This is a genomic window from Pseudomonas cavernae, from assembly GCF_003595175.1.
GTDB classification, from domain to species: domain Bacteria; phylum Pseudomonadota; class Gammaproteobacteria; order Pseudomonadales; family Pseudomonadaceae; genus Aquipseudomonas; species Aquipseudomonas cavernae.
Genome location: NZ_CP032419.1, coordinates 384,831 through 400,343, shown reverse-complemented (window position 1 = coordinate 400,343; position 15,513 = coordinate 384,831). Strand labels below are relative to the sequence as shown.

Below are 15,513 nucleotides of genomic sequence, written 5' to 3'. Positions count from 1 at the left end.
CGCTACCGTCGTTCTTTATAGCCCGGCGCACATCAACAGCCCATTCCCAGCCCCTGCGCACCGTGCTCGCGAGGACAACAGCGGCACGCGGCGCAAGCGCCTATGCGTGCGCAGAATCACACTTTTCAGACGAGCGGCATTTTATGTTATTTATTTTAATCGATATTTTTCAATAAGTTACAAAAAACGATAGGACCATGGTCGCAAATAGTCATGATATTGACACTGCAAAAGCCCAAGACTTAACTGAGTTCAGGGTCGCCGGAAGGCTGGCCGGTCACGCTATGTTGGAGAGGGCATAGCGACCGATGTCGGTACCGCGCACCGTGGAGATCGCCAACATGGACCTGGCAACATTCTGCTACTGCGCGCCGGCTTTGTCGCCACAGCACATCTTTGCCCCGCAGTTTCACGGCCCACCACGCCGATGAGGGGCTTCGCCGCCTAACCAACGCGGCATTGCCGTAAATCCCGCCCGAATAGGTTTCACGCCTGAAGCGCGCCGCGCCTCAGCGGGCCCTCGTTCGCGCCGATTTCCCGATGCCGCGAGGCGCTCTGCCCATTCGCCGAGCGTTGTTCCGCCGCCATGCACATCGCTTTACCGGAATCTGGAGTAAGCCCCATGAAAACCACCGGCCGTGACGCCAAAACCGAGAAACAAGATGACTTGAATGAGATCCCGAGCCGCCGCAGCTTTCTCAAGCTCGGCGCCGCCGCCATCGCCGCACCAGCGCTGCTGAGTTCGGCTGCCGCACTCGCCGAGGATGGTGAAGACGATGATGTCTCGGCACCGGTGATACCGCCCAGCCCGGCCACCATCCCCTGGGTCGAGCGCCTGCCGGATGCGATCACCCCGCTGCAAACGATCGAGCACCTGCTCCCCGACCATAAGGTGCAGGCGGATGTGGCCAATGGCGAGTGCGGCCGCGATGACCACCAGCGTTATGACGAGCTGTGCCCGACCGAGCCGGTGATGTACGAATTGCATGCCATACAGCGCAACTGGGTGTTCAACCCGGCCCTGCCGGCGCAGCCGGTGTGGAACTACCAGACCAAGGCCGAGGCCGACAGAACGGCCGACGGCGCCCCCCTGGCCTCGCTGAGTACGGTGATCCGCGCGCGCTATGGCGCGCCGGTGATGCTGCGCATGCACAACGACCTGCCGCAGGAGCACCAGGGCTTCGGTACCCCGGAAATCTCCACCCACCTGCACAACCTGCATTGCCCTTCGGAAAGCGATGGCTTCCCCAGCGATTACTACAGCGGCGACAAATCCGGGCCCACCCTGTCGGGACCGGGCAGCTACAAGGATCATTTCTACCCCAACGTCTGTGCCGGCTACGACGAGGTCAACAGCGACCCGGCGCTGGCCCCATACGCCGCCCGCGACGCGCAGGGCAAAATGATTGGCGACCACCGCGAGGCCCTGGGCACGCTGTTCTTCCACGACCACTGCCTGGACTTCACCGCCGCCAACGTGGTCCGCGGCCTGACCGGCTTCTACCTGCTGTACGACGAACTCGACTCGGGCGACGAGCGCGATACCAATCCCAAGGCCCTGCGCCTGCCCAGCGGCGCCTACGACTACCCGCTGAACTTCTGCGACCGCCGCTTCGACCTGAGCGGCAAACTTTATTACGACCAACTCAACCCCGAGGGCGTCCTCGGCGACAAGACCCTGATCAACGGCAAGATCGAGCCGGTGCTCAACGTCGCGGCGCGCAAGTACCGCCTGCGCCTGCTCAACAGCGGCCCCAGCCGTTTCTATGCGTTCTACCTGGTCAACAGCAGTAACGCGGTGCAGCCCTTCACCTACATCGCCAACGACGGCAACCTGCTGCCGGCACCGCTGCTCAACCAGACCAAGGTGCAGCTGGGCGTGGCCGAACGCGCCGACATCATTGTCGACTTCGGCAAATACCCGGCTGGCACCGAGCTGTACCTGGTCAACCGCTTGCGCCAGGAGGACACCCGCGGCCCCAAAGATATCCGCACCCCAGGCACCCGCGTCCTCAAGTTGGTGGTTGGCAACAAGGTTGCCGACTACAGCCGGATCCCGGCCAAGCTGCGCGAGCTGCGGCCGATCACCGCCGCCGAGCTGAACAACGCCAAGGTGCGGCGCTGGGAGTTCGGCCGCAAGGGCGGCCTGTGGACGGTCAACGACAAGATCTTCGACGTGCAGCAAGTCAGCGCCAAGATCGAGAAAGGCAGCTGCGAGATCTGGGAACTGGACAGCCCCAGCGGCGGCTGGTCCCACCCGGTGCATATCCACTTCGAGGAAGGCCGCATCCTCAGCAAGGTGGTGGACGGCAAGAGCGTACCGGTCCCGCCCCATGAGCAGGGGCGCAAGGATGTCTTCGCGCTCGGCGAAAGCTCCTCGATGCGCGTGTTCCTGCGCTTTCGCGACTTCGCCGGCAAGTACGTCATGCACTGCCACAACATGATCCACGAGGACCACATGATGATGGTCCGCTTCGACATCGAGGACGATGACGATGACGGCAGCAGTGGCAGCGTTTGAGCCCATTACGGAGAAGCACAGATGAACACTCGCAGAAACATCCTCGCCGGCCTGGGCACTGCCGCACTCGGCCTGATGGCCTGGGGCGCCAGCAGCAGCCTGCGCGCGCTGCCCACCACCCGCACCCACAGCAGCGGCGGGGCGAACCCCAACGCGTTCCCCAACGTCAGGCTCTACACCCACACAGGCAAGGCGGTGCGCTTCTATGACGACCTGATCCGCAACAAGGTGGTGGCCATCAACATGATGTACACCTCCTGCGGCGACCGCTGCCCGACCATGACCGCCAATCTGCTGGCGGTGCAGAAGATGCTCGGCGAGCGCGCCGGACGCGATGTGTTCATGTACTCGCTGACCCTGCAGCCGGAGCTCGACACCCCGGAGGTGCTCAAGGAATACGTCGACAAGTACCGGATCCAGCCGGGCTGGCAATTCCTCACCGGCGACCCTGCCGACATGGAGCGGCTGCGCTACAAGCTGGGTTTCTACGACCCGGACCCGCTGGTGGACGGCAACAAGGCCAGCCACACCGGCATGGTGCGCATCGGCAACGACAACTTCAACCGCTGGACCATGGCCCCGGCCCTGGCCGCTCCCGAGCAGATCTTCGCCACCCTCAACCATGTGGACCATTCGGTCGTCCACACGGCCTGAATGAGCCTCAACGACCGGATTGCCGAGCGCCCAGCAGCAGTTGGGCGCCCGGCAAGCCGGGCACGTCCACATACGCGCCGAGCGCAGCGATGATGGGTAGGGAGGGTTAGCCGCAGGCGTAACCCACCCAGCCGGAGGCCATGGCGGCAGCGCCGGCGGGTTACGCCGCTGCGCGGCTAACCCACCCTACCGCCTTAGCTTTCAACGGCCGGCCGGCCGCCGACACCCCACAGGCTGCCCAGGCTGCCGAGCAGAGCGCCGTTAGCGCCTTGCTTGGCGAAATAATCCAGTAACACGCCGGCGAACTTGCCGGCCATACCGCTATCCATGCCCAGGACACCGAACGCCTGATTGACGTCACCGAGGCTGTTGGCCTGGCCCAGCAAGGCGCCGGCGGCGCTGCCTGGCTGGCTGGCTGCCTGGCTGCCTGGCTGCCTGCCGATCTGGCTGTTGGCCTGGCTGTCGATCTGACTGTTGGCCTGACTGTTGGCCTGACTGTTGGTCTGGCTGCTGGCCTGACTGCCGGCCTGAATGTTGGTCTGGCTGCCGATCTGGCTGCCGGCCTGACTGTTGGTCTGGCTGTTGGCCTGACTGTTGGTCTGGCTGTTGGCCTGGCTGTTGGCCTGACTGTTGGCCTGACTGCTGGCCTGACTGCTGGTCTGGCTGTTGGTCTGGCTGCCGCCGAGCAGATTGCCCAAGCCACCCAGGGCGGCGAGGCCGACCAGCGCGTTGTTGCCGCCGAGTGAGTCCAGGCCGGGCATGGCTTTCAGCAACTGCGCATAGTCGGCGCCCGCCAGCTGATTCTTCGCCAGGCCGAGCAAGGCGCCGGTGCCGCCCACCGCCTGCTCCGGCGACACCCCCAGCTGGCCGGTCAGGGCCTCGAGCAAACCGCCGGCTTGCGCGGTGGAGGCGCCCTGGGCGGTCCCGTGGCCCTGACTGACAGCGGAAACGGCATTGGCCGCATCGCTGAGCGTGAACGCGAACACCGGGGAAGCCGCCAGCAGCAAGGCGGCGGCGATTGGGAGAAGGGATTTGCCGCGCATGATCTGTCCTCATAGGGGGAAACGCCGGAAAGCGTGGCCGTTGGACCGGCAGAACGCAGCGGCGTTCCCCTGCGCCGCTCCTGGCAGCCGCGCTCCACAGCGGCCGCAGTACTGCGGCAGTGCGCCGCGCGAGGCTGTCGCAGCCGCAGCCACCTGGATCATGCGGTCGCAGAGCATGGCCGCAGCAGATCGTAAACAGGCTCTGAGGCGCCGAAGAGGCGTCCTGCTTGCGGCCGGCCCTGGCAAAGAACAATGCATACCTAAAGTGCCATCATCCTTCACATACAGTTATAAAAATAAATAAATCCAATCAAATACAGATACTTATAAGAAAAAACACACCAATCAGAAATACAGCCACATTATTGACGCATCCAGACTTAAGTCCTATCACTAACAACAGAGCGTACGACGACTGGCGCAGCACGTCCTGCAGGAGAGGGCATGGCGGCCGAGTCCAGCGTCAGACGCCGCGGAGATCGTCAACATGACCAAGGCCTCGCTCAAGCACCGAAGGGCAGCTCCGCTGTCACCGCCCACCTTTGCCGGGCAACTCCACGGCCCGCCAATAGCCGTGAGCTGATCGCCACGCCCAACCGCGGCGTTGCTGCCGGTTCCACCCCAACCGACCGTTCTTAGCACTGGAGCCTTGGGCCTTCAGGGGGCTTCTGCGCGCCCTCGATTGCCATGCCGCCCGCGCCGATTCCAGGCGAGCCACAGCAGCCGAAGGTCCACGAAATTCAGGAGAGTTACCATGCCCCGCAAAAGCCGCAAGGCCCCAACTACCAGCCTCGACGCCACGGACGAAAACCCGGCCAGTCGACGCAGTTTCCTCAAGCTCAGCGCCGCCGCCCTCGCCGCACCGGCCCTGCTACGCACGCCCACGGCCCGAGCCGGGGACGACGATGATGACGAGGGCGTCGCCGCGCCGGTGGTGCCGCCGAGCCCATACACCACCCCCTGGGTCGAGTACCTGCCGAATGCGATCACCCCGGTTCTGGCCGTCGACCGGCTAACCCCCGCGCCCACGCTGACGGCCAATCTGGGCGGCGGCGAAGCGGGTCGTGACGAGCACCAGCGCTATGCCGAGCTCACCGTCACGCCGCCGAGGCTGTACGAACTGCACGCCGTGGAGCGCGACTGGCGCTTCCACCAGGACCTGCCGGTGCAGCCGGTGTGGATCTATCAGGCCAATACGCCCGACTTCAGCCCGGTGATCCTCGCCCGCTATGGCTATCCCCTGCTGTGCCGGATCTACAACGACCTGCCGCCGAACCACCAGGGCTTCGGCACGCCGGAAATTTCCACCCACCTGCACAACCTGCATTGCGGCTCGGAAAGCGACGGCTTCCCCGGCGACTATTACAGCGCGAACAAGTTCGGCCCGACCCTGACGGCGCAGGGCCACTTCAAGGATCACTTCTACCCCAACATCCTGGCCGGCTACGACGAGTTCCCGGCGACCAAGGGCGACCCCCGCGAGGCGCTGGGCACGCTGTTCTATCACGACCACACCCTCGACTTCACCGCCCCCAACCTGTACCGCGGCCTCGCCGGTTTCTATCTGCTGTTCGACGACATCGACTCGGGCAACGAGCAAGACACCAATCCCCAGGCCCTGCGCCTGCCCAGCGGCGCCTACGACTACCCGCTGGACTTCTGCGACCGCCGCTTCGACCCGACCGGCATGCTCTTCTACGACCAGCTCAACCCCGAGGGCATCCTCGGCGACAAGGTGGTGATCAACGGCAAGATCGAGCCGGTGCTCAGGGTGGCGCGGCGCAAATACCGCTTCCGCCTGCTCAACACCGGGCCGAGCCGCTTCTACGCGCTGTCTCTGGTCAACGCCAACAATGCGATGCAGGTCTTCACCTACATCGCCAACGACGGCAACCTGCTGCCGGCGCCGCTGAAACTCCAGACCCGCGTGGAACTGGGGGTGGCCGAGCGCGCCGACATCATCGTCGACTTCGCCAAGTACCCGCTGGGCACCGAGCTGTACCTGGTCAACCGCATGCGCCAGGAGGACACCCGCGGGCCCAAGGACGTCAAGGACACAGGTCCGCGCATCCTCAAGTTCGTGGTCGACCGCAACGCCACCGACTACAGCCGGGTGCCGAACACCCTGCGCCCGCTGCGGCCGGTCACCGAGGCCGAGAAGGCCAGTGCCAAGGTGCGGCGCTGGGAGTTCAACCGCAGCGGCGGGCTGTGGACGATCAACGAGAAGCTGGTCGACGTGCAGAACCCACGGGCGAAGATCCCCAAGGGCAGCCACGAGATCTGGGAGCTGGTCAACCCGGAAGACGGCTGGCACCACCCGATCCACATCCACTTCGAGGAAGGCATCATCCTCAGCAAGACCGTGCTCGGCCAAAACGTGCCCATCCCCGTCCACGAGCGCGGCCGCAAGGACGTTTTCGTGCTCGGCGAAGACATGACGATCCGGGTGTTCCTGCGCTTTCGCGACTTCCACGGCAAGTACGTCATGCACTGCCACAACCTGATCCACGAGGACCACGCCATGATGGTCCGCTGGGACATCGAGGACGATGACGACAGCAACGGCAGCGCCTGAGCAACGCCCAACCTATTGCGGAGAAGCACTGATGAACACACGCAGAAACATCCTCGCCGGCCTGGGTACCGCCGCCCTCGGCCTGGCCGCCTGGCACGCCGGCAAAGGGCTCGAACAGACCGCCCCGGCCGCCCCACGCCCCGACAACGCCGGCTATTTCCCCAACGTCCGCCTCTACACCCACGAGGGCAAGGCGGTGCGCTTCTATGACGACCTGATCCGCAACAAGGTGGTGGCCATCAACATGATGTACACCGCCTGCGGCGATCGCTGTCCGACCATGACCGCCAACCTGCTGGCGGTGCAGAGAATGCTCGGCGAACGCGCCGGCCGCGACGTGTTCATGTACTCGCTGACCCTGCAGCCGGAGCTCGATACCCCGGAGGTGCTCAAGGCATATGCCGACAAGTACCGGATCAAGCCGGGCTGGCAGTTCCTCACCGGTGCCCCCGAGGACATCGAGCGGCTGCGCTTCAAGCTGGGTTTCTACGACATCGACCCGCTGATTGACGGCAACAAGGCCAGCCATACCGGCATGGTGCGCATCGGCAACGACCACTTCAACCGCTGGTCGATGGCCCCGGCCCTGGCCGATCCCCGGCAGATCTTCGCCACCCTCAATCACCTGGATCATAGGGTGGCACAGACAGGCAGCGCGGCTGACCCCGCGCGTACCTGAGGTTCGCGGCCGGGCGTCTCAGCGGCGGCGGATGCGCTCGGCAGTCACGCCACCGTCGGCGTTCAGGCGACCGCGCACCTGCACGTAATCGCCAGGCTGCGGGCGCTTGTCCAGGCGGGTCTGCTCGTTCACCTGCAGCGGTAGGCCATCCAGGCGCCAGTCGTCAGCGAGGGTGCCATGCAGGCGCACGCGCGCCCCGCTCGGCAAGGCTGCCGGCTGGCCGTGGGCATCACGCGCACCCTGGTCGATCCAGCTGGCGATCAGGCCGATTTCCGCGTCACTCAAGAACGGCGGGCCGTCATGCGGCATGCGCGGCCGCGCCTGACCACGGATGCGCCGCACCAGCTCGCTGGCCAGCGCCGAGCCGGGCACCACCCGCGCGCGCTCGCCGCTGGCCAGGACTTCCGCATAGGAAGTCAGGCGATAGCCTTCCGGCGCCGGCCCCATCAGGCCCTGACTGGCATGGCACTTAACGCAGCGGGCCTGCAGGATGGGCGCGACCTGCAGGTAGGTCAGCGGCGCACCCGGGGCTGGCCGGGCGGACGGCGGCGCCGGGTCAGCGCCGCCACCGACCACGCCAGCGAGCGGCGCGCCGGCGGCAATCCAGCCCTCGACCCCAGCGATTTCCTCGTCCATCAGGAACGGCGGCCCGTTCAGCGGCATGCGCGGCTGGCTGATGCCTTTCAGGCGGCGGATCAGTTCGCTGTCCTGCGGCCGCCCGGGCTGTACCACCGGGCCGTTCTCACTGCCACGCAGCAGTCCCTCGAGGCTGTCGAGACGCAGATGCACCGGCGCATCCGCGCCCAGATGACACTCCAGGCAATTGGCCTGCAGCAGGCTGGCGACCTCCGCGGCGCTATAGGGGGGCACGCCTGCGGCTTTCGCCGCGGCGCGGCCCGCACTGCCGAGCGGCGCGCCGATGGCAATCCAGCGCTCGATGCGGGCGATCTCCTCATCCTCGAGAAACGGCGGGCCGGTCAACGGCATGCGCGGCTGGCTGAGGCCTTTCAGGCGGCGGATCAGCTCGCTGTCCTGCGGCCGCCCCGGCTGCACCACCGGGCCGTTCAGGCTGCCGCGCAGCAGTCCTTCGAGGCTGTCGAGGCGCAGGCGCAACGGCGCACCGGGCTGCTTATGGCAAATCACGCAATTGGCCTGCAGCAGCCGGAGCACCTCCTCGGCGCCGACCTCTTCCGCGCCGACGCCCGGCACCGCCAGCAGTGCCGAGCACAACGCGAGCAAGGCCGCACCAGTGAAACGTCTATGCATCGGAGCCCCCAAAGCGCGCGAATAACGCCGCAACCCCATGGGTAGAACCTAGGTGGCTTTGCCCCAGCCGGCAAACCCCGGGCCGCCCGGCCAACTGCCGCTCATGGGCCGGGCAGCAGGCTATAGCACGCCGTACTAATGGCTGATGTCATTGCGCCACAAGATTCTAGACACAGGGCAAGAAACAATTTGTTACACGCCTGGAAATGGCCTTTACTCAAATTAGCCAAATTTTTGGCTAGCTCTGCTCGCGAAGCCCGTAGTTCGCCCGCAGACAGCCCAAAGCGCACAGCCAACGGAGCAGAGCATGTTCCCGAACCGGTTCCATCGGATGCGGCAAGCGCCACCAGCACGCCGGTTCCTGGCGCACTTCCACGCCCCGCCACAGCGCAACTGAGCGGCCATCTCCCCCGGCCCGTCACCTATCCATGCACCACTTGCGCCGGCCTGACGCTTGCAGTCAGCGCCAGAGCCCGCTTGCGCGCAGAAAAACGTCGCCAATCGCAGGAGCATCACCATGGACTGCAATAACCAAGAAGAGCCAAGTAGCTCGCCGGAAACCACCAATAACCGCCGCACCTTCCTCAAGCTCGGCGCCGCCGCCATGGCCGCGCCCTTGCTGCTAGGCAGCCGCCCGAGTGCCGCCAAGGGCGGCCGTGATGACGCCGCGGAGGCGGCTGCAGCGGCGATCATTCCCCCCAGCCCGAAGACCACCCCCTGGCAAGAGGAACTGCCGCGGGCCTGGACGCCGATCAAACCCGTAGCCCCCGACAGCTTCGCGCCGGAGCCGACGGAGGCGGCCGACACCAGCGGCGGCGAATGCGGGCGCGCGGCCCATCCACGCTACGTCGAATTGATCCAGGACAAGCCCCCGCTGTATTACGACATGCGCGCCAAGGAGCGTAACGACTGGCTGTTCCACCCGGACTACCCGCCGCAGACGATCTGGGGCTTCGCCGATGGCAAGGACGGCCCGGCGATGATTCCCGGCCCGCTGTTCGTCAACCGTTACGGCCAGCCGGTGCTGTGCCGCATCTATAACGAGCTGCCGAAAGACCACAAGGGCTTCGGTACCCCGGAAATCTCCACCCACCTGCACAACCTGCATGCGCCCTCGGAAAGCGATGGCTTCCCCGGCGACTACTGGAGTGCGCACAAGGTCGGGCCGACCTTTGGCGACCCGGAGGGCAAGGGCGCACCGGGCACCTTCAAGGATCACTTCTATCCCAATGTCTGTGCCGGCTACGACGAGGTCAACAGCGACCCGACGCTGGCCCAATACGCCGCCCGCGACGAGCAGGGCAGAATGATCGGCGACTCGCGCGAGGCGCTGGGCACCCTCTGGTACCACGATCACTGCCTGGACTTCACCGCGCCGAATGTGGTCCTGGGCCTGGCCGGCTTCTACACCCTGTACGACGAACTCGACTCCGGCGACGAGAACGACGCCAATCCCGTCGCCCTGCGCCTGCCCAGTGGCGACTACGACTATCCCATCGCCTTGGGCGACCGCCGCTTCGATGCCAGCGGCCTGCTGACCTTCGACCAGTTCAGCCCGGAGGGCACGCTCGGCGACAAGTGCATAGTCAACGGCAAGATCGAGCCGGTGCTGCGGGTGGACGCGCGCAAGTACCGTTTCCGCCTGCTCAACAGCGGCCCTGCCCGCTTCTATGCCCTGTATCTGGTCGACACCAACAACCGGGTGCAGACCTTCACCTATATCGCCAACGACGGCAACCTGCTGCCGGCGCCGCTGAAGAACCAGAGCAGCGTGGTGCTGGGGGTGGCCGAGCGCGCCGATATCGTGGTGGATTTCTCCAAGTACCCGATCGGCACCGAGCTGTACCTGGTCAATCGCTACCGGCAGGACTCGAGCCGCGGCCCCAAGGACATCAAGGCGCCGGGCGAGCGCGTGCTGAAACTCATCGTCGACCGCCAACCGGCGCGCCCGGACTACAGCCAGGTGCCGGACAAGCTGCGCGAACTGCGACCGCTGCCCAGCGTCAAGGAACTCGCTGCCCTGCCGGTGCGGCGCTGGGAGTTCGCCCGCAAGGGCGGGGTGTGGACGATCAACGGCCGGCAGGTCGACGTCAACAATCCGCGCGCGCAGATCCGCCAGGGCCAGGGCGAGATCTGGGAGCTGGTCAACCCCAGCGGCGGCTGGATGCACCCGGTGCACATCCACTTCGAGGAGGGCCGCATCCTCAGCAAGACAGTTGACGGCACGAGCGTGCCGGTGCCGGTCCATGAGAGGGGCCGCAAGGATGTGTACGTGCTGCAGCACGACTCCACGATCCGCCTGTTCATGCGCTTTCGCGACTTCCAGGGCAAGTACGTGATGCATTGCCACAACGTGATCCACGAGGACCACGCCATGATGATTCGCTGGGACATCACCTGATGCTGGGTGGGCACGGCAGCGACAGCTGAATGGCCACCCGGGCTGCCCCTGAGCCCTGCGACCTTGCGGTCGCGGGCTTTTTTCTGGCTATGTCCCCGTTGCGTGTTGGTGGCGCTGATGACTGCCGAGGCTCGGTGTTTCCGTAGGGTGGGTTAGCCGCGTCGCGGCGTAACCCACCACCGATGCCTCAAGACATCACCATTGCCGGCCTGACGGCCGGTCGGTGGGTTACGCCTTTGGCTAACCCACCCTACCCGAGGCCAGGCAACACGTATCTGGGGCATAACCCTTTTTATCCTGGTCCCGGTGGCGGCGGGCGCCTCTACGCATCCCGGCGCGCTGCCAAGCGGCTATGGTTTGTATAACCACCAATCGCTTCCAAGGAGCACGCCATGACCCACCCCCTCTGGCTCGACCTCGGCCAACACTGGAAATGGATCGCCCTGCGCGGTTTCGCCGCGCTGTTGTTCGGTGTGCTCGCCCTGCTCTGGCCAGGTCTGGCGCTGACCATGCTGGTGATCTTCTGGGGCGCCTACGCCCTGGTCGACGGCCTGTTCTCGCTGATCGGCGCCTGGCGCATGCGCCATGAGGGCGAGCCGCTGTGGCCGCTGCTGGTGGTCGGCGTGCTCGGCGTGGTCGCCGGGCTGGCGGCCCTGCTGTGGCCGGAACTGACCGCCCTCGGCCTGCTGATGCTGATCGCCATCTGGGCCATCGCCATCGGTGCGCTGCAGATCGTCGCCGCGCTGCGCGTGCGCCAGCTGCTCGACAACGAATGGTGGCTGGGCCTGTCCGGGACGGTCGCGCTGCTGTTCGGCCTGATGGTCCTGGTCTTCCCCGGCGCCGGCGCGCTGGCGCTGGTGTGGCTGATCGGCGTCTTCGCGGTGGTGTTCGGCGTGTTGCTGATCCTGCTGGCCTGGCGCCTGCGCGGCACCGAGATCCTGGGGGCATGAGGCCGGCCATGGCGACGTCCGCGCCACCCGGTGGCTGGAGCGTGCTGCGCCTGGACGACAACGGCAACGAATTCGTCGTGCGCAGCGGCCTCGACCAGCACGCCGCCGAAGCGCTGGCCGCCGACTACCAGGCGCGCGGTCACAAGCAGAGCTACTGGGCACAACGCAGCGCACGCCCCGATGCGTAGGCTGGGTTAGCCGGAGGCGTAACCCAGCAAACCTGCTGGACGTGAGTGTCCGGGGTGGCAGCGTCGGTGGATTACGCCGCTGTGCGGCTAATCCACCCTACAAAGAGCGCTGCTCGACCCTTAACTGCTAGCCATTCGCAAAGGAGTCCGCCCGATGAAAGGTTCCACCCTCCTGCTGTTGGCCACCCTGCTCGGCCTGCCGCTGCTGAGTTCGGCCAAGGAACCCGAATCCTGCGCCACCGTGCGTTTCTCCGACGTCGGCTGGACCGACATCAGCGTCACCACCGCGCTCGCCAGCGAGCTGCTGGAGGCCCTCGGCTACCGGACCAAGACCACCCAGCTGTCGGTGCCGGTGACCTACCGCTCGTTGCAGAACAACGACCTCGACGTGTTCCTCGGCAACTGGATGCCGACCATGGAGAACGACATCAAGCCCTACCGCGACAAGGGCACGGTGGAAACCCTGCGCGCCAACCTGGAAGGCGCCAAGTACACCCTCGCCGTGCCCGCCTACGCCTACGACGCCGGCCTGCGCAGCTTCGCCGACATCGCCCGTTCCGCCGACCAGCTGGGCGGCAAGCTCTACGGCATCGAGCCGGGCAACGACGGCAACCGCCTGATCCAGAGCATGATCGACCAGAACGCCTTCGGCCTCGGCCAGTTCAAGCTGGTCGAATCCAGCGAGGCGGCGATGCTCGCCCAGGTGAAGAGAGCCACCGGCAAACAGCAGTGGATAGTGTTTCTCGGCTGGGAACCGCACCCGATGAACACCCGCCTGGCGCTGCGCTACCTGAGCGGCGGCGACGCGTTCTTCGGCCCCGACCTCGGCCGCGCCACCGTCTACACCAACGTGCGCAAGGGCTACACCAGCGAATGCGCCAACGTCGGCAAGCTGCTGAGCAATCTGCAGTTCAGCCTGGCGATGGAGAACCAGCTGATGGACGCCGTGCTCAACGCCAAGCAGAAGCCGCGCGCCGCCGCCCGCGCCTGGCTGCAGGCCAACCCGCAGGCGCTCGAGGCCTGGCTCGCCGGGGTCAGCAGCCGCGACGGCCAGCCGGCGCTGGCGACGGTCAAGGCCAGGCTGGCGCCCTGAAGCACCCACCGCCGGCGTGCAGCCGGCTTTTCCTGATTTCGCCGTGGAATGCCGATGACCATGCTGACTGACGAGAAGATTCCCCTGGGGCAGACCATCGCCGCCGGGGTCGACTGGCTGACCCGCCATGGCGCCGCCTATTTCGACCCCTTCGCCGCCGGCCTCGAGCAGCTGATCCACGGCCTCACCCAGGCGCTGCTGTGGTTCCCGCCGCTGGCGCTGATCGGCCTGTTCGCCCTGTTCACCCAGCTGCTGCAGCGCAGCTGGCGGCTGACCCTGTTCTGCACCCTGGCGCTGCTGCTGATCCTCAACCTCGGCTACTGGCAGGAGACCCTGGAGACCCTCGCCCAGGTGCTGTTCGCCACCCTGGTGTGCGTCGCCATCGGCGTGCCGCTGGGCATCCTTGCCGCCCACCGGCCGCCGCTCTACAGCCTGATGCAACCAGTGCTCGACCTGATGCAGACGGTGCCGACCTTCGTCTACCTGATCCCGACCCTGACCCTGTTCGGCCTCGGCGTGGTGCCGGGGCTGATCTCCACCGTGGTGTTCGCCATCGCCGCGCCGATCCGCCTCACCTACCTGGGCGTGCGCGGCGTGCCGCACGAGCTGCTCGACGCCGGCAAGGCCTTCGGCTGCTCGCGCCACCAGCTGCTGACGCGCATCGAACTGCCGCACGCGATGCCGAGCATCGCCGCCGGGGTGACCCAGTGCATCATGCTGTCGCTGTCGATGGTGGTGATCGCCGCCCTGGTCGGCGCCGACGGCCTCGGCCGGCCGGTGGTCAACGCCCTGAATACCGCCGACATCGGCCTGGGTTTCGAGTCCGGGCTGGCCATCGTGCTGCTGGCGATCATCCTCGACCGGGTGTGCAAACAGCCGCCACCGCGGGTCAAGGAGGCCAAGGCATGAGCCTGATCCGCTGCGAACGGGTCGACGTGGTGTTCGCCAAAGCGCCGCGCCGCGCCCTGCAGCTGCTCGACCAGGGCCTGACGCGCGACGCGATCTTCGCCCGCACTGGCCAGGTGGTCGGGGTCGCCAACGCCAGCCTGAGCGTCGAGCGCGGCGAGACCTGCGTGCTGATGGGCCTGTCCGGCTCGGGCAAGTCCAGCCTGCTGCGCTGCATCAACGGCCTCAACCGCATCAGCCGCGGCCACCTGCTGATCGAGCACGACGGCCGCAGCCTGGACATCGCCGCCTGCAGCGCGGCGCAGCTCAAGGCCCTGCGCACCCGGCGCATCGCCATGGTGTTCCAGAAATTCGCCCTGCTGCCCTGGCTGACGGTGCGCGAGAACATCGGCTTCGGCCTCGAGCTGCAAGGCCGCCCGGCCGCCGAGCGACGCCGGCGGGTGGATGAGAAGCTCGAACTGGTCGGCCTCGGCCAGTGGCGCAACAAGCGCCCGGACGAACTCTCCGGCGGCATGCAGCAACGCGTCGGCCTGGCCCGCGCGCTGGCCATGGACGCCGACATCCTGCTGATGGACGAACCCTTCTCGGCCCTCGACCCGCTGATCCGCCAGCAGCTGCAGGACGAGCTGCTGGTGCTGCAGCGCAGCCTGAACAAGACCATAGTCTTCGTCAGCCACGACCTCGACGAGGCGCTCAAGCTCGGCAGCCGCATCGCCATCATGAAGGACGGCCGGATCATCCAGTACGGCCAGCCGGAAGACATAGTGCTGAATCCGGCGGACGACTACGTGCGCAGCTTCGTCGCCCACACCAACCCGCTCAACGTGCTCAGCGGCCGCAGCCTGATGCGCCCGCTCAGCCAGTGCCGCCACGAAGCCGGGGAGATCTGCCTCGATTCCGGCGCCGACTGCTGGCTCGATCTGGGCGCCGACCAGTGCCTGGCCGGCGCGCGCCAGGGCAGCCAGGCGTTCAGCCTGCAGAGCTGGGCGCCGGGCCAGCCGGTTGCCGCCCTGCGCCAGCAACCGACCCTGGTCGACGTGCAGATCGCCATGCGCGACGCCCTGCAGATCCGCTACCACACCGGCCACCAACTGGTGCTGCAGGAATCCGGGCGGATCGTCGGCCTGCTCGGCGACAGCGAGCTGTACCACGCCCTGCTCGGCAACCATCCGGCCCCGCGCGGGCCGAGCGCACCGGCGGCGGTGGCGTAGGGTGGGTTAGCCGTAGGCGTAACCCA

At 66.4% G+C, this 15,513-nt stretch carries 11 protein-coding genes and 1 pseudogene; 10 read left to right on the top strand and 2 right to left on the bottom strand.

Annotation, left to right across the window (positions count from 1 at the left end):
• The first annotated feature begins 622 nt into the window (after positions 1-622).
• Positions 623-2,521 (top strand): multicopper oxidase family protein, encoded by a 1,899-nt coding sequence (locus tag D3880_RS01805; RefSeq protein ID WP_119891828.1) that lies wholly within the window; start codon positions 623-625, stop codon positions 2,519-2,521.
• A gap of 21 nt (positions 2,522-2,542) precedes the next feature.
• Entirely contained in the window at positions 2,543-3,175 is a 633-nt protein-coding gene (locus D3880_RS01800; protein ID WP_119891827.1) for an SCO family protein, read from the top strand.
• Between the two features lie 617 nt (positions 3,176-3,792).
• Here the strand turns inward: D3880_RS01800 and D3880_RS22995 are convergent.
• Positions 3,793-4,218: pseudogene (locus D3880_RS22995) on the bottom strand (DUF2780 domain-containing protein); the annotation flags it as partial.
• A 754-nt stretch (positions 4,219-4,972) separates the two neighbouring features.
• Between D3880_RS22995 and D3880_RS01790 the strand changes: the two are divergent.
• Positions 4,973-6,793, top strand: coding sequence for a multicopper oxidase family protein (locus tag D3880_RS01790; RefSeq protein ID WP_119891825.1), 1,821 nt, complete (start codon positions 4,973-4,975; stop codon positions 6,791-6,793).
• Between the two features lie 31 nt (positions 6,794-6,824).
• Positions 6,825-7,472, top strand: a complete 648-nt coding sequence (locus D3880_RS01785) for an SCO family protein (RefSeq protein ID WP_119891824.1) — start codon at positions 6,825-6,827, stop codon at positions 7,470-7,472.
• A gap of 18 nt (positions 7,473-7,490) precedes the next feature.
• On the opposite strand, the gene D3880_RS01780 is transcribed toward D3880_RS01785, so the two are convergent.
• The gene (locus D3880_RS01780) at positions 7,491-8,738 is read right to left on the bottom strand and encodes a c-type cytochrome domain-containing protein (protein ID WP_162934918.1); all 1,248 of its coding nucleotides are present in this window, start codon (positions 8,736-8,738) and stop codon (positions 7,491-7,493) included.
• A gap of 517 nt (positions 8,739-9,255) precedes the next feature.
• Here D3880_RS01780 and D3880_RS01775 point away from each other — a divergent pair.
• The 6 genes from D3880_RS01775 (at position 9,256) to choV (ending at position 15,487) form a co-directional block, all read left to right on the top strand.
• Entirely contained in the window at positions 9,256-11,139 is a 1,884-nt protein-coding gene (locus D3880_RS01775; protein WP_119891822.1) for a multicopper oxidase family protein, read from the top strand.
• Between the two features lie 392 nt (positions 11,140-11,531).
• On the top strand, positions 11,532-12,089 hold the full coding sequence (locus D3880_RS01770) for an HdeD family acid-resistance protein (RefSeq protein ID WP_119891821.1): 558 nt from the start codon (positions 11,532-11,534) through the stop codon (positions 12,087-12,089).
• 8 nt (positions 12,090-12,097) lie between these two features.
• On the top strand, positions 12,098-12,277 hold the full coding sequence (locus D3880_RS01765) for a hypothetical protein (protein WP_119891820.1): 180 nt from the start codon (positions 12,098-12,100) through the stop codon (positions 12,275-12,277).
• Between the two features lie 154 nt (positions 12,278-12,431).
• On the top strand, positions 12,432-13,370 hold the full coding sequence (locus D3880_RS01760) for a choline ABC transporter substrate-binding protein (RefSeq protein ID WP_119891819.1): 939 nt from the start codon (positions 12,432-12,434) through the stop codon (positions 13,368-13,370).
• Between the two features lie 60 nt (positions 13,371-13,430).
• Positions 13,431-14,279 (top strand): choline ABC transporter permease subunit, encoded by an 849-nt coding sequence (gene choW, locus D3880_RS01755; protein WP_119895649.1) that lies wholly within the window; start codon positions 13,431-13,433, stop codon positions 14,277-14,279.
• The gene (gene choV / locus D3880_RS01750; protein ID WP_119891818.1) at positions 14,276-15,487 is read left to right on the top strand and encodes a choline ABC transporter ATP-binding protein; all 1,212 of its coding nucleotides are present in this window, start codon (positions 14,276-14,278) and stop codon (positions 15,485-15,487) included. The genes choW and choV overlap by 4 nt, the downstream gene beginning before the upstream one ends.
• Positions 15,488-15,513 lie beyond the last annotated feature (26 nt).

Coding starts and splice junctions, on each gene's coding strand:
- D3880_RS01805 (WP_119891828.1), top strand. CDS start 623: ATGAAAACCACCGGCCGTGACGCCAAAACCGAGAAACAAGATGACTTG.
- D3880_RS01800 (WP_119891827.1), top strand. CDS start 2,543: ATGAACACTCGCAGAAACATCCTCGCCGGCCTGGGCACTGCCGCACTC.
- D3880_RS01790 (WP_119891825.1), top strand. CDS start 4,973: ATGCCCCGCAAAAGCCGCAAGGCCCCAACTACCAGCCTCGACGCCACG.
- D3880_RS01785 (WP_119891824.1), top strand. CDS start 6,825: ATGAACACACGCAGAAACATCCTCGCCGGCCTGGGTACCGCCGCCCTC.
- D3880_RS01780 (WP_162934918.1), bottom strand. CDS start 8,738: ATGCATAGACGTTTCACTGGTGCGGCCTTGCTCGCGTTGTGCTCGGCA.
- D3880_RS01775 (WP_119891822.1), top strand. CDS start 9,256: ATGGACTGCAATAACCAAGAAGAGCCAAGTAGCTCGCCGGAAACCACC.
- D3880_RS01770 (WP_119891821.1), top strand. CDS start 11,532: ATGACCCACCCCCTCTGGCTCGACCTCGGCCAACACTGGAAATGGATC.
- D3880_RS01765 (WP_119891820.1), top strand. CDS start 12,098: ATGGCGACGTCCGCGCCACCCGGTGGCTGGAGCGTGCTGCGCCTGGAC.
- D3880_RS01760 (WP_119891819.1), top strand. CDS start 12,432: ATGAAAGGTTCCACCCTCCTGCTGTTGGCCACCCTGCTCGGCCTGCCG.
- choW (WP_119895649.1), top strand. CDS start 13,431: ATGCTGACTGACGAGAAGATTCCCCTGGGGCAGACCATCGCCGCCGGG.
- choV (WP_119891818.1), top strand. CDS start 14,276: ATGAGCCTGATCCGCTGCGAACGGGTCGACGTGGTGTTCGCCAAAGCG.